16 protein-coding genes are annotated in these 19302 nt (G+C 54.4%); 9 read left to right on the top strand and 7 right to left on the bottom strand.

The genetic code is table 11. The features are described from left to right. Positions 1-80: 80 nt before the first annotated feature. The 4 genes from potA to potD are packed head-to-tail and all read left to right on the top strand — an operon-like array spanning position 81 to position 3889. Positions 81-1217, top strand: a complete 1137-nt coding sequence (potA, locus tag ACQ0PY_RS10260; protein WP_043000955.1) for a spermidine/putrescine ABC transporter ATP-binding protein PotA — start codon at positions 81-83, stop codon at positions 1215-1217. Further along, a complete protein-coding gene (potB, locus tag ACQ0PY_RS10255) occupies positions 1201-2058 on the top strand; it encodes a spermidine/putrescine ABC transporter permease PotB (RefSeq protein WP_043000956.1) in 858 nt (285 codons plus the stop codon). The genes potA and potB overlap by 17 nt, the downstream gene beginning before the upstream one ends. Beyond that, positions 2055-2846: a spermidine/putrescine ABC transporter permease PotC gene (gene potC, locus ACQ0PY_RS10250; protein WP_054176609.1), complete on the top strand. Its 792-nt coding sequence runs from the start codon at positions 2055-2057 to the stop codon at positions 2844-2846. The genes potB and potC overlap by 4 nt, the downstream gene beginning before the upstream one ends. Further along, positions 2843-3889: a spermidine/putrescine ABC transporter substrate-binding protein PotD gene (gene potD / locus ACQ0PY_RS10245; RefSeq protein WP_044254924.1), complete on the top strand. Its 1047-nt coding sequence runs from the start codon at positions 2843-2845 to the stop codon at positions 3887-3889. Before potC ends, potD begins: the two co-directional genes overlap by 4 nt. Before the next feature lie 35 nt (positions 3890-3924). Here potD and cobB read toward each other — a convergent pair whose 3' ends face one another. The 5 genes from cobB to lolC form a co-directional block, all read right to left on the bottom strand. Beyond that, positions 3925-4746, bottom strand: coding sequence for a Sir2 family NAD+-dependent deacetylase (gene cobB, locus ACQ0PY_RS10240; RefSeq protein ID WP_043000959.1), 822 nt, complete (start codon positions 4744-4746; stop codon positions 3925-3927). Between the two features lie 15 nt (positions 4747-4761). Further along, entirely contained in the window at positions 4762-5673 is a 912-nt protein-coding gene (gene nagK, locus ACQ0PY_RS10235) for an N-acetylglucosamine kinase (RefSeq protein WP_150547112.1), read from the bottom strand. Between the two features lie 89 nt (positions 5674-5762). Continuing rightward, complete coding sequence (gene lolE, locus ACQ0PY_RS10230; RefSeq protein ID WP_043000961.1) at positions 5763-7007, bottom strand: lipoprotein-releasing ABC transporter permease subunit LolE; 1245 nt, start codon at positions 7005-7007, stop codon at positions 5763-5765. Beyond that, positions 7007-7708 carry a lipoprotein-releasing ABC transporter ATP-binding protein LolD gene (lolD, locus tag ACQ0PY_RS10225; RefSeq protein WP_043000962.1) on the bottom strand — a complete coding sequence of 234 codons (702 nt, stop codon included), beginning with the start codon at positions 7706-7708 and terminating at the stop codon, positions 7007-7009. The genes lolE and lolD overlap by 1 nt, the downstream gene beginning before the upstream one ends. Next, a complete protein-coding gene (gene lolC / locus ACQ0PY_RS10220; protein ID WP_044254927.1) occupies positions 7701-8900 on the bottom strand; it encodes a lipoprotein-releasing ABC transporter permease subunit LolC in 1200 nt (399 codons plus the stop codon). Before lolC ends, lolD begins: the two co-directional genes overlap by 8 nt. A gap of 252 nt (positions 8901-9152) precedes the next feature. On the opposite strand from lolC, the gene ACQ0PY_RS10215 reads away from it, so the two are divergent. The 3 genes from ACQ0PY_RS10215 (at position 9153) to ldtC (ending at position 14947) form a co-directional block, all read left to right on the top strand. After that, a complete protein-coding gene (locus ACQ0PY_RS10215) occupies positions 9153-10226 on the top strand; it encodes an acyltransferase family protein (protein ID WP_109740178.1) in 1074 nt (357 codons plus the stop codon). A 109-nt stretch (positions 10227-10335) separates the two neighbouring features. Then, a complete protein-coding gene (gene mfd / locus ACQ0PY_RS10210) occupies positions 10336-13782 on the top strand; it encodes a transcription-repair coupling factor (protein ID WP_043000965.1) in 3447 nt (1148 codons plus the stop codon). Between the two features lie 199 nt (positions 13783-13981). After that, entirely contained in the window at positions 13982-14947 is a 966-nt protein-coding gene (gene ldtC, locus ACQ0PY_RS10205) for a L,D-transpeptidase LdtC (protein ID WP_044254958.1), read from the top strand. 96 nt (positions 14948-15043) lie between these two features. Here the strand turns inward: ldtC and bhsA are convergent, their stop codons facing one another. Next, the gene (gene bhsA, locus ACQ0PY_RS10200) at positions 15044-15301 is read right to left on the bottom strand and encodes a multiple stress resistance protein BhsA (protein ID WP_043001950.1); all 258 of its coding nucleotides are present in this window, start codon (positions 15299-15301) and stop codon (positions 15044-15046) included. A 243-nt stretch (positions 15302-15544) separates the two neighbouring features. On the opposite strand from bhsA, the gene comR reads away from it, so the two are divergent. Continuing rightward, entirely contained in the window at positions 15545-16180 is a 636-nt protein-coding gene (gene comR, locus ACQ0PY_RS10195) for a TetR family copper-responsive transcriptional repressor ComR (protein ID WP_043000966.1), read from the top strand. Positions 16181-16410: 230 nt separating this feature from the next. Next, positions 16411-18597 carry a TonB-dependent siderophore receptor gene (locus ACQ0PY_RS10190; protein WP_044257981.1) on the top strand — a complete coding sequence of 729 codons (2187 nt, stop codon included), beginning with the start codon at positions 16411-16413 and terminating at the stop codon, positions 18595-18597. 57 nt (positions 18598-18654) lie between these two features. On the opposite strand, the gene ACQ0PY_RS10185 is transcribed toward ACQ0PY_RS10190, so the two are convergent. Further along, positions 18655-19194 (bottom strand): glycine zipper 2TM domain-containing protein, encoded by a 540-nt coding sequence (locus ACQ0PY_RS10185; protein ID WP_043000968.1) that lies wholly within the window; start codon positions 19192-19194, stop codon positions 18655-18657. Positions 19195-19302: the final 108 nt, after the last annotated feature.

The following is a 19302-nucleotide window of genomic DNA, read 5'->3' as shown; positions in this document are numbered from 1 at the left end:
GTAGAATTACGGCCCTTATTAAGAGTCACCAAGGTGGTCAACCACAAACCCCGCATCGGTCAGCCATCCGTTGCGTCTACATGGGACAGAGTAAAAAATTGAATAAACAACCGCGTTCGCTTTCACCGCTGGTTCTTTTGTCAGGTATCAGCAAAAGCTTCGATGGAAAAGAGGTCATTTCTGAACTGGATTTGACAATCAATAATGGCGAGTTCCTCACGCTGCTTGGCCCTTCTGGCTGCGGTAAAACAACCGTTTTGCGCCTGATTGCCGGTCTGGAAACCGTAGATTCCGGGCACATCATGCTCGATAACGAGGATATCACTCACGTACCGGCAGAAAACCGTTATGTGAATACCGTCTTTCAAAGCTATGCGCTATTCCCCCACATGACTGTTTTTGAAAATGTGGCCTTCGGTTTGCGTATGCAGAAAACCCCTGCAGCCGACATCACGCCACGCGTACTGGAAGCCCTGCGGATGGTGCAACTGGAAGAGTTTGCACAGCGTAAACCACATCAACTTTCCGGCGGCCAACAGCAGCGCGTAGCGATTGCCCGTGCTGTGGTCAATAAACCCCGCCTGTTGCTGCTGGATGAATCCCTCTCCGCGCTGGACTATAAGCTGCGAAAGCAGATGCAGAACGAACTGAAAGCCTTGCAGCGTAAGCTCGGCATCACGTTCGTGTTCGTGACGCACGATCAGGAAGAAGCCCTGACCATGTCCGATCGCATCGTCGTGATGCGCGATGGGCGCATCGAACAGGACGGCACGCCGCGTGAAATTTACGAAGAGCCGAAAAACCTGTTCGTCGCCGGATTCATTGGCGAAATCAATATGTTTAACGCCACGGTGATCGAACGTCTGGACGAACAGCGCGTTCGTGCTAACGTCGAAGGCCGTGAATGCAATATCTACGTCAACTTCGCCGTTGAGCCAGGACAGAAACTGCACGTTCTGTTACGCCCGGAAGATTTGCGCGTGGATGAAATCAACGATGACAACCACATTGACGGCCTGATCGGCTATGTCCGTGAACGTAACTATAAAGGTATGACGCTGGAGTCGGTGGTTGAACTGGAAAATGGCAAGATGGTGATGGTCAGCGAATTCTTCAACGAAGATGACCCGGACTTTGACCACTCTCTCGACCAGAAAATGGCCATTAACTGGGTAGAAAGCTGGGAGGTCGTACTGGCTGATGAAGAACACAAGTAAATTCCAGAATGTGGTGATTGTCACTATCGTCGGTTGGCTTGTGTTGTTTGTCTTTCTGCCCAACCTGATGATCATTGGCACCAGCTTTTTGACCCGCGACGATGCCAGCTTCGTCAAAATGGTCTTTACGCTGGACAACTACGCGCGCCTGCTCGATCCGCTCTATTTTGAAGTGCTGTTGCACTCGTTGAATATGGCGCTGATCGCCACCCTCGCCTGCCTCGTGCTCGGCTATCCATTTGCCTGGTTTCTGGCGCGACTGCCAGAGAAAGTCCGCCCACTGCTGCTATTTCTGCTGATTGTTCCCTTCTGGACCAACTCGCTGATCCGCATCTACGGGCTGAAAATTTTCCTTAGCACCAAGGGCTATCTGAACGAGTTTCTGCTTTGGCTCGGGGTGATCGATACGCCGATGCGCATTATGTTTACCCCGAGCGCAGTCATTATTGGTCTTGTGTATATCCTGCTGCCGTTTATGGTGATGCCACTGTATTCCAGTATTGAGAAACTCGACAGACCGTTGCTGGAAGCGGCAAAAGATCTGGGTGCCAGTAAATTGCAGACCTTTATTCGGATCATCATTCCGCTAACCATGCCAGGGATTATTGCGGGCTGCCTGCTGGTAATGCTGCCCGCGATGGGACTGTTCTACGTCTCCGATCTGATGGGCGGCGCGAAAAACCTGCTGATCGGTAACGTGATTAAAGTTCAGTTCCTCAATATCCGCGACTGGCCGTTTGGTGCCGCAACCAGCATTACCCTGACGATTGTGATGGGCCTGATGCTGCTGGTTTACTGGCGCGCCTCCCGATTGCTGAACAAAAAGGGAGAACTCGAATGATCGGTCGTCTGCTTCGCGGCGGTTTTATGACCGCTATCTACGCGTACCTGTATATTCCGATCATTATTTTGATTGTGAACTCCTTTAACAGCTCGCGCTTTGGCATTAACTGGCAGGGCTTTACCACCAAATGGTATGGCCTGCTGATGAACAACGATAGCCTGCTGCAGGCGGCGCAACATTCGCTGACGATGGCTATTTTTTCCGCAACGTTCGCCACCGCTATCGGGTCGTTAACGGCCGTGGCGCTGTATCGATACCGTTTTCGCGGCAAGCCGTTCGTCAGCGGGATGCTGTTTGTGGTCATGATGTCGCCGGATATCGTGATGGCGATTTCACTGCTGGTGCTGTTTATGCTGCTGGGCATTCAGTTGGGCTTCTGGTCACTACTGTTCTCACATATCACCTTCTGCCTGCCTTTCGTGGTTGTGACGGTCTATTCGCGGCTGAAGGGGTTTGACGTGCGGATGCTGGAAGCAGCAAAAGATCTGGGTGCCAGCGAAATGACTATCCTGCGTAAAATCATTCTGCCATTAGCGATGCCAGCAGTCGCCGCTGGCTGGTTGTTGAGCTTTACCCTGTCGATGGACGATGTGGTGGTTTCGTCGTTCGTCACCGGGCCGGGTTATGAAATTCTACCGTTGAAGATCTACTCAATGGTGAAAGTCGGCGTTTCACCGGAGGTGAATGCGCTGGCGACTATTCTGTTGGTGTTATCGCTGGTTCTGGTGATCGCCAGCCAACTTATTGCTCGTGATAAAACTAAAGTTCAGGGGACGTTAAAATGAAAAAATGGTCACGCCACCTGCTCGCGGCAGGCGCTCTCGTCATGGGAATCAGCGCTGCGCACGCGGACGACAGTAAAACACTCTATTTCTACAACTGGACCGAGTATGTTCCGCCAGGACTGCTGGAACAGTTCACTAAAGAGACCGGCATCAAGGTTATTTACTCGACCTACGAGTCGAATGAAACCATGTACGCCAAGCTCAAAACGTACAAAGACGGCGCATATGACCTGGTCGTGCCATCGACTTACTATGTCGATAAAATGCGTAAAGAAGGCATGATTCAGAAGATTGATAAGTCGAAGTTATCCAACTTCAACAATCTCGATCCGGAGATGCTGAACAAGCCGTTCGATCCCAACAACGACTACTCCATTCCGTACATCTGGGGCGCGACGGCCATTGGCGTGAACAGCGACAGCATCGACCCGAAAACCGTCACCCGTTGGGCTGACCTGTGGAAACCGGAATACAAAGGCAGTCTGCTGCTGACCGACGATGCGCGCGAAGTGTTCCAGATGGCGCTGCGTAAACTGGGCTATTCCGGCAACACCACCGATCCTAAAGAGATTGAAGCAGCCTATAACGAGCTGAAAAAGCTGATGCCTAACGTTGCCGCGTTTAACTCCGACAACCCGGCGAATCCGTATATGGAAGGCGAAGTGAATCTGGGGATGGTGTGGAACGGCTCTGCCTTCGTCGCCCGTCAGGCCGGTACGCCGCTGGAAGTAGTCTGGCCGAAAGAAGGCGGGATCTTCTGGATGGACAGCCTTTCAATCCCGGCAAACGCCAAAAACAAAGAAGGCGCGCTGAAGTTGATCAACTTCCTGCTGCGCCCGGACGTGGCGAAGGAAGTGGCGGAAACCATCGGCTATCCGACGCCAAACCTGGCGGCACGTAAGCTGTTAAGCCCGGAAATCGCCAACGATAAATCACTCTATCCGGATGCAGAAACCATCAGTAAAGGCGAATGGCAGAACGATGTAGGCTCCGCCAGCACAATTTACGAAGAGTATTATCAGAAGCTAAAAGCAGGACGCTAATCCAGCAAAAGGCCCGGAAAATCCGGGCCTTTTTATTACAAACCTTTCAATAACTTCTCCACAAACTCAGGTACAACCTGGCTTGCCGGACCGTAATATTTCTCTTCAAACTCACTGCCGACCTGGCTTGGTTCCAGATTCAGCTCAACCGTATGCGCGCCATGCAGCTTCGCTTCGTGGACAAAACCAGCCGCCGGATAAACGTGTCCGGAGGTGCCGATGGCGATAAAAACATCCGCCATGGCCAGCGCCATATAGATTTCATCCATCCCGAGCGGCATCTCACCAAACCACACCACGTGCGGACGCAGCGGCGCAGGAAACTGGCAACAGTGACATTTATCTTCCGGCGTCACATCGCCCGTCCACTCCAGAATTTGTCCGCTCTGCGAGCAGTGCACTTTCAACAGCTCGCCATGCATATGGATGATGTTCTGGTTACCCGCCCGCTCATGCAGGTTATCGATATTCTGTGTCACCAGCAAAAAGCGGTCGCCCAATGCCTCTTCCAGCTTTGCCAGCGCGATGTGCGCCGGATTAGGCTGGATTTCAGGCTGCTGCAATTGCCGACGGCGGGCATTATAGAATGACTGCACCAGCGCGGGATTACGGGCAAAGCCTTCCGGCGTCGCCACATCTTCAACCCGGTGTTCTTCCCACAGTCCATCAGCGGCGCGGAAGGTACGAATACCAGACTCCGCGGAGATCCCTGCCCCTGTAAGCACCAAAACTCTTGGTTTTTCCATCACTTCCGGTACCACTCTGTCTCTGAAAAAGATCCGTTGACGAAGGCGTTCGCGCAGATGGCGTTTGTTTTTCCGAAATCGACTTAACCGATGACCCCGACGCGACAGCATAGCAACCTCTTTTGATTAATCGGTAAGATGTAAGAAGGCAGCACCACGCATCCCACCGGCATCACCATGTCGTGCTCGCTCAATGCGGGGCACTCGTGCCACGGGAAGCAGATGACGCGGTAGTCTGTCCGCCAGATCGGTGGTAATGGCGGTAAAATTCGACAATCCGCCGCCGATGACGACCAAATCCGGATCGACAATAGTCAGGATATTTCCCAGACACACCGCCAGCAAATCCAGATAACGCTCAACATGCGCCCGCGCCTGTTCATCGCCTTGCTCCCACAGTGAAATGATTTCAGGCGCCTGTAACGGTTGATGATAATAATGCTGATACAACCAGGCAAATCCTCGCCCGGACAGATAATTTTCAATACAGCCGAGTTGACCGCAGCCACAGCGGCGCAACGGGAAATCGAGACCCATCAGGGTGAGCGCATCGACCGGCAGACGCATATGACCAAACTCGCCGGTAATGTAACTGCGCCCGGTAATCGGTTTTCCGTTGAGGATTAAACCGCCGCCCACCCCGGTGCCCAGAATCAAGCCCATCACCAGCGGATAGCGGGTGAATTCATCATCCCAGGCTTCAGACAGGGCAAAACAGTTTGCATCGTTGTCGAGACGAACGTCGCGATCAAGGCGCGCGCTAAGATCGGCGCGCAGGGGTTTGCCACTGGTAGCAGGGACATTCGCGGCGTACAGCGTGCCATCTTCGGTTTCCGGCATTCCGGGGATGCCAATGCCCACCGAACCTTTCACGCCAAAACGCTGATCGGCTTCCGCCACCAGCCCGCAAACAGCCTCTAAAAAAGCGTCATAGCTGTCGCGCGGCGTGGGAACACGCTTTTCCCACCGTAATTTCCGCTCGTTGTCAAAGACGCCTAGCGCAATTTTTGTCCCACCAATATCAAACCCGTAATACATTGCCGCTCCTTGTTTTATACACTTCATCCTTCAGGCGGCCGCTGTTCTGGTCACAGGGAGGTTGTTGTGTATCTCTCACGCAATTATGGTTACTGGCCGCTAAGTACTCTTGCAGGATCGATGTTACTGGCGCGCCGCGCCGGATACCAACTCGCCAACAAACTCAGCAACAGTGCGGTGACCAGCACATAAATCACATCCAGCCAGTGCAATTCGGATGGCAGGAAGTCGATAAAATAGATATCCCCGGAAAGGAACTGATGGCCGATCAGCGTTTCGATGCCGTTAATGATTGGCGTCAGCTGTAGCGAAACCACCACACCAATGACCACGCCGATCAGGCTGCCGAACAGTCCTGCCAGCAAACCGTACCAGACAAAAATGGCGCGGATCAGGCCATCTTTCGCCCCCAGCGTTCTTAATACCGCAATATCGCCACTCTTGTCTTTTACCGCCATCACTAATGTTGAGACAATGTTAAAACAGGCGACACCGATCACCAGCACCATCGCCAGATACATAATGGCGCGAATCATCTGGATATCGCGGTACATATAGCCATAGGTGCCAATCCAGCTCTTGATGTAAACATAGCTGTTGGTCACTTCACCAGCATCACGCACCAGTTTGTTGGCGTTGAAAACGTCGTTGACCTTCAGCGCGATGCCGGAAACCGTGTTGTTCATCTCCAGATACTGCTGGGCATCGGCCATCGGGATCATCGCGAAGCTGTGATCCAGTTGACCGCTTAACTGCAAAATGCCAGCAACGTGTAGCCGCACGCGTTTCGGCTGCATCAGCTTATGATCGGCATTTGAATTGGGGATCATGATGGAGACCCAGTCCCCCTGCTTCACCTTCAGCGCGTCTGCAACGCCCTTACCGATAATGATTTGTTGTTCACCAGCTTTAAAATCAGCCCAGGCGTTATTCTGCACAAACGAGGGCAACGCGCTCAAACGCTGTTCCTGCTGCGGATCCACGCCTTTTACCTGAATAGCGCGCAAATTCGCCCCGCTCTCCACCAGTCCGGTAAAGTTGATGTACGGCGCTGCGGCGGTAATACCCGGCACTTTTTGAACCTTCTCCAGCGCGTCGCGCCAGTTGGTCCACGGTTGATTAACCGCTTCAATCTCGCCGTGCGGCACCACGGCCAGAATGCGGTTGTTCAGCTCACGCTCAAAGCCGTTCATCGCGCTCAGGCCGACGATCAGAACCGCCACCCCCAGCGCGATACCGATAGTCGAGATCACCGAAATCAGCGATACCATACCGCTGCGCCGCCGTCCCCGGCTAAAGCGCAGACCGATTAATAACGATAAAGGCGAGGCCATTACTCCGCCCCCATCAGGCTCAGTTCTGCCGTCAGGCGTCCGTCACGCATTTCCAGTTGGCGACTCATGCGCTTCGCCAGCTGCAGATCGTGAGTGACGACCAGAAACGCGGTGCCCTGCGAGCGGTTCAATTCGCCCAGAAGCTGGAAGATGCTGTCGGCGTTGCGCGCATCCAGATTACCGGTTGGTTCATCCGCCAGCACCAGTCGCGGGTTGTTGACCAGCGCGCGGGCAATCGCCACACGCTGACGCTCACCGCCAGACAGTTCAGACGGACGATGGCTGGCACGATGATCCAGCCCTACCGCTTTCAGCATTTCACGCGCCCGTGCGTTAATTTCAGCCGGTTTGTGTTTGCCAATCAGCAGCGGCATCGCCACGTTTTCCAGCGCGGTGAAATCCGGCAGCAGGTGGTGGAACTGATAAATAAAGCCGAGCTTCTGATTACGCAGCTCCGCTTTCGCCGCCGACGACAGTTTACTCATCGGCTGACCGCTAAAAATGACATCGCCGGAGGTCGGGGTATCCAGCCCGCCCAGCAGGTGCAACAACGTACTTTTGCCGGAGCCGGAGCTGCCGACAATCGCCATCATTTCGCCTTCGCCCACGCTGAAGCTGACATCGTGCAACACGTCGGTTTGCACGGAACCTTCCTGATAGCGTTTGCACAATTTGTCGCATTGCAACAGGATCTTATTCATAACGTAAAGCCTCAGCGGGTTGAGTAGCGGCAGCGCGCCAGGAAGGATAAAGCGTGGAAAGCAACGCGATGGCCATTGCCACCAGCGCAATGATGATGACCTGCAGCGGCTCGATCGCCACCGGCAGCGCCGCACCGTCCAGCAGGATACCGATCACCGGCATCAGGGTATTGAGCTGACTGGCCAACAGCGCACCCAGCGCGGCACCCAGCAGCGCGCCAATAATCCCGGCGCTGGCCCCCTGTACCATAAAGACCATCATGATCTGTCGCGGCGTCAGCCCCTGCGTTTGCAAAATAGCCACTTCTCCCTGCTTCTCCATCACCATCAGACCCAACGAGGTAATAATATTGAACGCGGCAACCGCTACGATCAGGCTCAACAGCAGCCCCATCATGTTCTTTTCCATCCGCACGGCCTGGAACAGTTCGCCTTTACGCTCGCGCCAGTCCTGCCATTTCGTCCCTTCCGGCAACGTCTGCTGACTGAGCGAATCCACCTTCAGCGGCTCATTCAGCCACAAACGCCAACCGGTGATATTCCCGGCCGGGTAGCGCATGATGCGCGAGGCGTCCTGAATATTGGTCAACATCTGGTAACCATCGACTTCACTGTTCGCTGCAAAGGTGCCGATCACGGTAAACAGACGCTGGCTTGGCAGACGGCCCATCGGCGTGAACTGACTGGCAGACGGCACCATCACGCGGATCTGATCGCCACGATTAACCCCCAACTGGCCTGCGAGCTGCTCACCGAGGATGACATTATACTTACCTGGCTGCAGATCGGTTTGCTTCACATTGACCAGATACGGCGTAAGCGGATCTTTTTGTGCCGGGTCGATACCCAACATAACCCCGACCGCCACGCTGCGCGCGCTTTGCAGCACGACATCGCCGGTTGTCAGCGGCGCAATACGATTGACACCGTTCAGTTTTACAGCGCTTTCCGGCAGTTGCTGTGGATTCAGAGAGCCTTGTTCCGCAGAAAGGATGGCCTGGGGCATCAACCCCAGGATGTTATTTTGCAGTTCACGTTCAAAACCGTTCATCACTGACAAAACCGTGACCAGCGCCATCACCCCAAGGGTAATGCCGATGGTTGAAAGCCAGGAGACAAAGCGACCGAAGCGATCTGCTGCACGCCCGCGCATGTAACGCAGGCCGATGAATAGAGCGACAGGTTGGTACATGAAATCCGTCTGGTTGCTGTTAGCAAAGTCACGAGTATATAAGCGAAAGCCGCATGGGTAAACGCCTGAACCGTAAGTGTTCGTCAGTACACAGTTGAAAGGGATCCACCGCGCGACAGGCGCAGGATACCGTCCTCACTGACCCTGATCCTTTTCTTAAAAAAATCAAAAAACAGAATGTTACGCATTACAGCACCAGAGTCACCCCGCAGGATCACAGGCTATGTTGAATAACGCGAGCGTGCTGTCCTGATGAAAAAGAAAGAACTATGGATTAATCAAATCAAAGGGTTATGTATCTGTCTGGTCGTCATCTATCACTCAGTCATCACCTTTTACCCGCATCTGACCCACTTCCAGTTGCCCCTTTCACAGCTGCTGTCGAAATGCTGGGTTTACTTTAATCTCTATCTCGCCCCGTTTCGCATGCCGGTATTTTTCTTTATCTCGGGCTTTTTGATTCGCCGCTACATCGACAGCGTGAGCTGGAAAGAAAGCGTTAATAAGCGAATCTGGAGTATTTTCTGGGTGCTGGCGCTGTGGGGTGTGGTCCAGTGGCTGGCGCTCAACGCCCTGAACAACTGGCTGGCGCCGTCACGCGATCTGCTTCATGCGTCCAACGCCGCTTACGCCAGTTCCGTTAGCCAGTTCCTTCACGGCATGCTGACTGCCAGCACCAGCCTGTGGTATCTGTATGCGCTCATTGTCTATTTCATAGTCTGTAAAGTGTTCAGCCGCTGGGCCGTGCCGCTGTTCGCCCTGTTTGTTGTACTGAGCGTGACGGTCAACTTTTCTGCCACCCCGTGGTGGGGAATGAACAGTGTGATCCGCAACCTGCCGTATTACAGCCTCGGTGCCTGGTTTGGCGTCCCGCTGATGGCAGGGATTAAAGAAGTGCCGTTGCGCCGATATGCGCTGCCCTGCGCAGCTGCCTTCGTGCTGGCTATCGCCGCATGGCTGTTTAACGTCTCATTGCTGCTGTCGTTGGTCTCTATTGTGCAGATCATGAAGCTGTTTTATCAGTATGAGCAGCGCTTCGGTATGCGTGAATCCAGTCTGCTTAATGTGATCGGTTCGAATACTATCGCGATTTATACCACGCATCGCATTCTGGTCGAGGCGTTCAGCCTGCTGCTGATCCCGCAAATCAATGCCGCCGTCTGGTCCCCCGAACTGGAACTGGCCCTGTTGTTGATCTATCCGTTTGCCAGTCTGTTGGTGTGCACGCTGTTGGGTCTTGCCATGCGTAAAGTGTCGCAGGACCTGTTCGGCGATATCCTCTTCTCTCCCCCTTCTCGCCCGCAAACCGTTAGCTATTCCCGCTAAACTTTTCGCCCTCCGGTGAGGGCGATTCAATTTGCTAATGAGGAGCGATCACGGATAATAAAGGGCATTGCTTATCAGACGACTACCTAAAAGAGATTCTGACAACCGAATGCCTGAACAACAACGTTACACGCTGCCCGTGAAAGCGGGCGATCAGCGCCTGTTAGGTGAACTGACCGGGGCTGCCTGCGCCACACTGGTGGCGGAAATTGCCGAACGTCATGATGGTCCCGTCGTGCTCGTGGCGCCCGATATGCAAAACGCGCTGCGCCTGCATGATGAAATCCGTCAGTTTACCGATCAGATGGTCATGAGCCTCGCGGACTGGGAAACCCTGCCCTACGACAGTTTCTCCCCGCATCAGGAAATTATCTCCTCACGTCTCTCCACGCTGTATCAGTTGCCGTCGATGCAGCGCGGCGTGCTGATCGTCCCGGTCAATACCCTGATGCAGCGCGTCTGCCCGCACAGCTATCTGCACGGTCATGCGCTGGTGATGAAAAAAGGCCAGCGTTTATCGCGCGATGCCCTGCGTTTACAGCTCGACAGCGCTGGTTACCGGCACGTTGATCAGGTCATGGAACATGGCGAATACGCTACCCGCGGCGCGCTGCTGGATTTGTATCCTATGGGCAGCGAACAGCCCTATCGTCTGGATTTCTTCGACGATGAAATTGACAGTCTGCGCCTGTTTGACGCGGACACCCAGCGCACGCTGGAAGAAGTCGACGCCATCAATCTGCTGCCCGCCCACGAGTTCCCAACCGACAAAACGGCGATCGAACTGTTTCGCAGCCAGTGGCGCGATACCTTCGAGGTGAAGCGCGACGCAGAGCATATTTATCAACAGGTCAGCAAAGGCACTTTGCCGGCGGGGATCGAATACTGGCAGCCGCTGTTTTTCAGCGAGCCGCTGCCGCCGCTGTTTAGCTATTTCCCGGCCAATACGCTGGTGGTCAATACTGGCGATTTAGAAAACAGCGCCGAGCGTTTCCAGGCCGATACGCTGGCGCGTTTCGAAAACCGTGGCGTGGATCCGATGCGTCCGCTGCTGCCACCGGAGTCCCTCTGGTTGCGTGTCGATGAGCTCTTTTCTGAACTCAAACGCTGGCCGCGCGTGCAGCTCAAAACCGACCACCTTCCCGCCAAGGCGGCTAATACCAACTTAGGCTTCCAGTCGCTGCCGGATCTCGCGGTTCAGGCGCAGCAAAAATCACCACTGGATGCGCTGCGCAAATTCCTCGAGACCTTCAACGGGCCGGTGATTTTCTCGGTTGAGAGTGAAGGCCGCCGTGAATCTCTGGGTGAACTGCTCGCCAGAATCAAAGTCGCGCCGAAGCGCATTATGCGTCTGGATGAAGCGACGGAGGCTGGACGCTACCTGATGATTGGCGCCGCCGAGCACGGGTTTATCGATACGACGCGCCATCTGGCACTCATTTGTGAAAGCGACCTGCTGGGCGAGCGCGTGGCGCGCCGTCGTCAGGATTCACGCCGCACGATTAACCCGGATACGCTGATCCGCAACCTGGCAGAGTTGCATCCGGGTCAACCCGTGGTGCATCTGGAGCACGGCGTTGGACGCTATGCCGGGATGACCACGCTGGAAGCGGGCGGGATCAAAGGTGAATATCTGATGCTCACCTACGCTAATGACGCCAAACTGTACGTCCCGGTCTCCTCTTTGCATCTGATCAGCCGTTACGCCGGAGGCGCAGAAGAGAACGCACCGCTGCATAAACTCGGCGGCGACGCCTGGTCACGCGCGCGACAAAAAGCGGCAGAGAAAGTGCGCGACGTGGCAGCCGAGTTGTTGGACATCTACGCCCAGCGCGCGGCAAAAGAGGGCTTCGCCTTCAAACACGATCGCGAGCAGTATCAACTGTTCTGCGACGGTTTCCCCTTTGAAACCACCCCCGACCAGGCGCAGGCGATTAACGCAGTACTTAGCGACATGTGTCAGCCGCTGGCGATGGACCGCCTGGTGTGTGGTGACGTTGGATTTGGTAAAACCGAAGTGGCGATGCGCGCCGCGTTTCTCGCGGTCGAAAACCACAAGCAGGTGGCGGTGCTGGTGCCAACCACTCTGCTCGCCCAGCAACACTTTGATAATTTCCGCGACCGTTTTGCCAACTGGCCGGTGCGCATCGAAATGCTTTCCCGCTTCCGTAGCGCCAAAGAACAGGCGCAGATCCTGGAACAGGTTGCCGAAGGGAAAATTGATATTCTGATCGGTACGCATAAACTGCTGCAAAGCGATGTGAAACTGAAAGATCTGGGGCTACTGATCGTCGATGAAGAGCACCGCTTCGGCGTGCGGCATAAAGAGCGGATCAAAGCGATGCGCGCCGATGTGGACATTCTGACGCTGACCGCCACGCCAATCCCGCGTACGCTGAACATGGCCATGAGCGGCATGCGCGATCTGTCGATTATCGCCACGCCGCCAGCGCGGCGTCTGGCGGTGAAAACGTTTGTTCGCGAGTACGATGCACTGGTGGTCCGTGAGGCAATTCTGCGTGAAGTGCTGCGCGGCGGGCAGGTCTACTATCTTTATAATGATGTCGAGAACATCCAGAAAGCCGCCGACAGGCTGGCGGAGCTGGTGCCGGAGGCGCGAATTGCCATTGGTCATGGGCAGATGCGCGAACGCGAACTGGAACGCGTGATGAACGACTTCCACCATCAGCGTTTTAACGTGCTGGTCTGTACCACCATTATCGAAACCGGGATTGATATCCCGACCGCCAACACGATTATTATCGAGCGTGCGGATCACTTCGGTCTGGCACAGTTACACCAGTTGCGCGGCCGCGTAGGACGTTCACACCATCAGGCGTATGCCTGGCTGCTGACGCCGCATCCCAAAGCGATGACCACCGACGCGCAAAAACGCCTGGAAGCGATTGCCTCGCTGGAAGACCTGGGGGCGGGCTTTGCGCTGGCGACTCACGATCTGGAGATCCGCGGCGCAGGTGAACTGCTCGGGGAAGAACAGAGCGGTTCGATGGAAACCATCGGCTTTTCGCTGTATATGGAGCTGCTGGAAAACGCCGTCGATGCCCTGAAGGCCGGACGCGAGCCATCGCTGGAAGATCTCACCAGCCAGCAAACTGAAGTCGAACTGCGTATGCCGTCGCTGCTGCCGGACGATTACATCCCGGACGTGAATACCCGCCTGTCGTTCTACAAGCGTATCGCCAGCGCGAAGAGCGAGAATGAACTGGAAGAGATCAAAGTGGAGCTGATCGACCGCTTCGGTCTGCTGCCCGATCCGGCGCGTACCCTGCTGGATATCGCCCGCTTGCGTCAACAGGCGCAGAAGCTGGGTATCCGCAAACTGGAAGGCAATGAGAAAGGCGGCACTATCGAATTCGCCGAGAAGAACCATGTTAACCCAGGCTGGCTGATTGGACTGCTGCAAAAACAGCCGCAGCACTTCCGTCTTGACGGGCCGACACGACTGAAGTTCATCCAGGATCTGACCGAGCGGAAAACGCGGATGGACTGGGTGCGTCAGTTTATGCAGCAACTGGAAGAAAACGCCGTAGCGTGATTGAGTGGTGCCGGATGGCGGTTGCGCCTTATCCGGCCTACACATCGATTCCTGGCCGTAGGCCTGATAAGCGCCGCGCTATCAGGCAAGGTTCCGCGATCTTTACAACTCTTTGCACTTCCCTTGCATTTTAAGACACGCCGCCCCGCCATAATTATTATTGGATTCTTCTGGCATAATAACCCTTTGATTTGTGATGATAATGAACAAGATGCGACTTTCCCGCTGGCTGGCCTTTTTTGCGCTCGCCGCCAGCATTACGCTTGCGCTTCCCGCACAGGCGAATACCTGGCCTCTTCCTCCGCCTGGCAGCAAACTGGTTGGGGAAAATAAGTACCACGTTGTTGAAAATAACGGAGGTTCGCTGGAAGCCATCGCGAAAAAATATAACGTCGGTTTTCTCGCGCTGTTGCAGGCGAATCCCGGCGTGGATCCCTACGTTCCCCGCGCGGGCAGCGTGCTGACCATCCCCTTGCAGACGCTGCTACCGGATGCTCCGCGTGAAGGCATTGTTATCAATCTGGCTGAACTGCGTCTCTACTACTACCATCCGGGGAAAAATTCGGTCACCGTCTACCCTATCGGCATTGGCCAGTTGGGCGGTGATACCCTGACTCCAACGATGGTCACGACCGTCTCCGACAAGCGCGCCAACCCAACCTGGACGCCGACGGCGAATATCCGTGCCCGCTATAAAGCGCAAGGAATTATCCTTCCGGCGGTGGTGCCTGCCGGACCGGATAACCCGATGGGACACCATGCCATTCGCTTAGCGGCGTATGGTGGCGTCTATCTGCTGCATGGCACCAACGCTGATTTCGGTATCGGCATGCGCGTCAGTTCTGGCTGTATCCGCCTGCGTGATGGCGATATTGAGACCCTGTTCAGACAGGTTACACCGGGCACCAAAGTGAATATCATCAATACCCCGATCAAAGCCTCGGTTGAGCCGGACGGGACGCGGCTGGTCGAAGTCCACCAGCCGCTGTCGAAAAATATAGATGATGACCCGCAGGTTCTGCCTATCGTATTGAACAGCACTCTGCAATCGTTTAAAGATTCCGCACAGACGGACGCGGCGGTGATGCAGCATGTGATGGACGTTCGCTCCGGGATGCCGGTCGATGTCCGACGCCATCGCGAGGTGGATCAGCAGTCGATGTAACGATTCCGGACATGAAAAAGCCCCGCTGAAATACAATCAGCGGGGCTTTTTTTATCACGTTATTTTGCAGCAGCAGGCATCAATGAGGGTTAATGCTTATTTATAAATTACCGCGGTACCGTGCAGGTTGTTTGGACCCGTCACAGAAGTAATGCGGAATGATTTCGCCCCCATGGCATCCGCTTTCTGCGCCAGTTCGTCCTGCAATGAACTCAGGTTAGTCCCTGCATTTGCAGAGATGGTGCCGACTTTTTGCTGACCGGCAGGCGTGGACTGAACTTCTACAGCCGCGAAGCTTGCGAATGACAGTGAACTCAGAACAGCAGCAGCGATGAGGGTTTTTACGTTTTTCATAATAGTGACCTTTTGCAGATGATTGGGCGTCGTAAGCATTTACTTAACGATCGATAGATAAATGATAGATGTGATCCAGGTCACACGTCAACTCATTTTTTATAACGATCGTTATATAAAAACAAAAGCACTTATCTTTCATACAACTAAGCAGAAAAACTTTTTCTCACGAATGCGCTGGAGCCTGTGCGGGTTTATTTTTATAATGGTTGCTCACTAAGCCCATTAAGGTACAACGGCATCATGACAACTGAATCGACAGGTTGTGTTAAAAAAAGCCGTGGCCGACCAAAAGTGTTCGACAGGGAAGCCGCGCTTGATAAGGCCATGACACTCTTCTGGCAGCACGGTTATGAAGCAACATCGCTTTCTGACCTTGTTGAAGCGACGGGTGCGAAAGCGCCAACGCTGTATGCGGAATTCACCAATAAAGAGGGTCTGTTCCGCGCGGTGCTGGACAGATACATCGCCCGCTTCGCGGCAAAACATGAAGCGCAGTTATTCTGCGAAGAGAAAAGCGTTGAAGCGGCACTGGAGGATTACTTCACCGCAGTGGCAACCTGTTTCACCAGCAAAGACACCCCCGCTGGCTGCTTTATGATTAATACCTCCGCGACGCTTGCCGCCGCGTCACGCGATATTGCGCATACGGTGAAATCACGTCACGCCATGCAGGAACAAACCCTGACGCAATTTCTTCGTCAACGGCAGGAACGCGGCGAGATCCCGGTGCACTGCAATGTGCAATATCTTGCCGAGTATCTGAGCTGCATTTTGCAGGGGATGTCCATCAGCGCCCGGGAAGGCGCCAGTTTCGACAAGCTGCAGCAAATCACCCACACTACCCTACGCCTGTGGCCTGAACTGCTGAAGACCTGATCGCTTTGTTGACCGGGAAACGTCATTTCCCGGTCCTTCCACACCATGATTCCCGCATAATAACTAATGTTATCACTGAGTTAGGTTCACTTTTTTGTAAAAAAACATTGATAATAACAATTATTATCAGCAATATTCGCATTTGATTTTGTATCTGTTTCACAATGTAACAGCCGGCTACGACCGGTGAAAACCTTCACCTGCACAGATATTTTCAGAAAGGAATGCGAATGAATAAGCGTCTTTGGGTTCTCAACCCTGTCCTGTTAGCCTTGACTCTGCCCGCTGCGGCGGCGCAAACAGAAGAAGAAAACCTCATCGTCAGCGCTAACCGTAGCCAGAAAACCGTCGCCGAGATGGCACAGACCACCTGGGTCATTGAAGGCCAGGAGATTGAACAACAGGTTCAGGGCGGCAAAGAGTTCAAAGACGTGCTGGCGCAACTGATTCCGGGCATCGATGTCAGCAGCCAGGGACGTACCAACTACGGAATGAACATGCGTGGTCGTGCGATTGTCGTGCTGATCGACGGCGTACGCCTGAATTCTTCACGTACCGACAGTCGTCAGCTGGATTCTATCGATCCCTTTAACATCGCCCACATTGAGGTCATTTCAGGCGCAACCTCGCTATATGGCGGCGGCAGTACCGGCGGCTTAATCAACGTTGTGACCAAAAAAGGCCAGCCGGACCGCCAGGTTGACCTTGAACTGGGCAGCAAATCGGGTTTTAACAACAGCAACGATCACGACGAGCGCGTTGCCGCCGCGGTCAGCGGTGGAACGGATCGCGCGTCTGGTCGACTGTCCGTAGCCTATCAGCGCTTTGGCGGCTGGTACGACGGTAACGGTGATGCCCTGATGCTCGACAACACGCAAACCGGCCTGCAGCACTCCGATCGTCTGGACGTAATGGGGACCGGCACCCTCGATATCGATGACAACCGCCAGATACAGTTGGTCACCCAGTACTATAAGAGTCAGGGCGATGAAGATTACGGGTTATACCTGGGCGAAAACATGTCCGCCGTTACCGGTAGCGGCACCGCCAGCACACGCAGCGGACTGAGTTCAGACCGTATTCCGGGGACGGAGCGCCATCTGATCAGCCTGCAATACTCTGACGCTGACTTCTTCGGCCAGAATCTGGTCAGCCAAATCTATTACCGCGACGAGTCGCTAAAGTTCTACCCCTTCCCGACGCTCAGCAAAGGTCAAGTGACCAGCTTCTCGGCGTCGCAGCAGGATACCGACCAGTTCGGAGCCAAAATCACTCTCAACAGTCAGTTGATGGACAACTGGGAGCTGACGTGGGGCGTCGATGCGGATCATGAAACCTTCGACTCCAACCAGAAGTTCTTCGATCTGGCCTGGTCTGTGCCGTCAGGCGGGATGGACAATCGCACGGCCTACACGACCGGACGTTATCCCGGATACAGCATCACCAACTTCGCTCCGTTCCTGCAAAGCAGTTACGACATTAACGACATCTTCACTCTGAGCGGTGGTGTGCGCTATCAATGGACAGAAAACCGCGTTGATGATTTCGTGGGTTACGCGCAGCAACAGGGGATTGCCAACGGTTTAGCAAGTTCTGCCGATGTCATCCCTGGCGGCAAAACCGATTACGACAACTTCTTGTTCAATGCCGGGCTGTTGGCGCATCTCACCGAACGCCAGCAGACTTGGTTTAACTTCTCCCAGGGCGTTGAGCTACCGGATCCCGGGAAATACTACGGCAACGGCACTTACCAGTTGGTGGGCGATCATTACCAGCTCCAGCGCAGCGTGAACGTGGCGGATTCGCGTCTCGAAGGGATCAAGGTCAATTCGTATGAGCTGGGCTGGCGTTATACCGGCGATAATCTGCGTACCCAGCTGGCGGCGTACTATTCGACGTCCGATAAGTCGATTGTGATTAACCGTAGCGATATGACGATCCGCGTGGAACCTGACGATCGCCGGATTTACGGCGTGGAAGGCGCGGCGGATTACTTCATCCCTGACACTGACTGGAGTCTCGGTGCGAACTTTAACGTCCTGAAATCTGAAGTGAAAAAGAACGGGAAATGGGAAAAATGGGACGTAACGCTCGCGTCGCCGTCCAAAGCCACCGCCTGGGTCGGCTGGGCGCCCGAGCCGTGGTCGCTGCGGGTTCAGACCCAACAGTCGTTTGATCTCACCGATGCCAGCGGCAACAAGCTGGATGGCTATAACACCGTGGACTTTATTGGCAGCTATCAACTCCCGCTGGGCAAACTGACCTTCAGCATTGAAAACCTGCTGGATGAAGATTACACCACCCTGTGGGGACAGCGCGCGCCATTGCTGTACAGCCCAACCTATGGCAGTCCATCGCTGTACGAATATAAGGGCCGGGGTCGCACCTTTGGTCTGAACTACGCCTTAACTTTCTGATAAAAAAAGCCCCTCAGCCTGAGCGAATGAGGGGCTAACTTACAGAGTACCGCTTTTTTACGCGTTGTTATTCAGAATCAGCTGGCCGTTATTATCCAGCGGGATCTGTGTGCCGGGATCTTTATCCATGCGAATCTTGCCCTGCTGGTCGCCAATCTTATAGGTGACATCGTAACCGAGCATTTTTTCCGACTTGTCATAGACGGTTTTGCAGCGCTGCTGCGTGGACGTATAGGTGTCGTTTTCCTGCATCGAGCCCTGGATCTGGTTACCGGCGTAACCGCCCCCCAACGCCCCGACCACCGTTGCCACATCCTTACCTCGTCCGCCGCCGAACTGATGACCAATCACGCCACCGGCAACCGCGCCCAGCACTGAACCGGTAATGCGGTTCTCATCCTGGACAGGCTTGCGATGCGTCACCGTCACGTTGCGACACTCCTGCCGCGGCGTCTTAATCGTCTCTTTGATAGGTGTTGCAGAAACCACCTGAGCATACTGTGGGCCACGATCAAACACGTTAAGACTGGCAACCGCCGCCACACCCAGCGCAGCAGCTACGCCAATCCCTATACCCGCCAACATCGATTTATTCACGGGAGATCCTCCTTCTTTGCTATTGGTTACAATTTTGCAACCAATGCAATAAGAAGCCCATCAGACTGCGGATGAAAATATCGTTGGTCGTCGTTAAAACAGGATGAT

This window comes from Citrobacter sp. LST-B2, from assembly GCF_057983045.1.
The sequence above is the reverse complement of the archived record's forward strand: the minus strand, read 5'-3'. Positions and strand labels throughout refer to the sequence as shown.

Coding starts and splice junctions, on each gene's coding strand:
- potA (WP_043000955.1), top strand. CDS start 81: ATGGGACAGAGTAAAAAATTGAATAAACAACCGCGTTCGCTTTCACCG.
- potB (WP_043000956.1), top strand. CDS start 1,201: ATGAAGAACACAAGTAAATTCCAGAATGTGGTGATTGTCACTATCGTC.
- potC (WP_054176609.1), top strand. CDS start 2,055: ATGATCGGTCGTCTGCTTCGCGGCGGTTTTATGACCGCTATCTACGCG.
- potD (WP_044254924.1), top strand. CDS start 2,843: ATGAAAAAATGGTCACGCCACCTGCTCGCGGCAGGCGCTCTCGTCATG.
- cobB (WP_043000959.1), bottom strand. CDS start 4,746: ATGCTGTCGCGTCGGGGTCATCGGTTAAGTCGATTTCGGAAAAACAAA.
- nagK (WP_150547112.1), bottom strand. CDS start 5,673: ATGTATTACGGGTTTGATATTGGTGGGACAAAAATTGCGCTAGGCGTC.
- lolE (WP_043000961.1), bottom strand. CDS start 7,007: ATGGCCTCGCCTTTATCGTTATTAATCGGTCTGCGCTTTAGCCGGGGA.
- lolD (WP_043000962.1), bottom strand. CDS start 7,708: ATGAATAAGATCCTGTTGCAATGCGACAAATTGTGCAAACGCTATCAG.
- lolC (WP_044254927.1), bottom strand. CDS start 8,900: ATGTACCAACCTGTCGCTCTATTCATCGGCCTGCGTTACATGCGCGGG.
- ACQ0PY_RS10215 (WP_109740178.1), top strand. CDS start 9,153: ATGAAAAAGAAAGAACTATGGATTAATCAAATCAAAGGGTTATGTATC.
- mfd (WP_043000965.1), top strand. CDS start 10,336: ATGCCTGAACAACAACGTTACACGCTGCCCGTGAAAGCGGGCGATCAG.
- bhsA (WP_043001950.1), bottom strand. CDS start 15,301: ATGAAAAACGTAAAAACCCTCATCGCTGCTGCTGTTCTGAGTTCACTG.
- comR (WP_043000966.1), top strand. CDS start 15,545: ATGACAACTGAATCGACAGGTTGTGTTAAAAAAAGCCGTGGCCGACCA.
- ACQ0PY_RS10190 (WP_044257981.1), top strand. CDS start 16,411: ATGAATAAGCGTCTTTGGGTTCTCAACCCTGTCCTGTTAGCCTTGACT.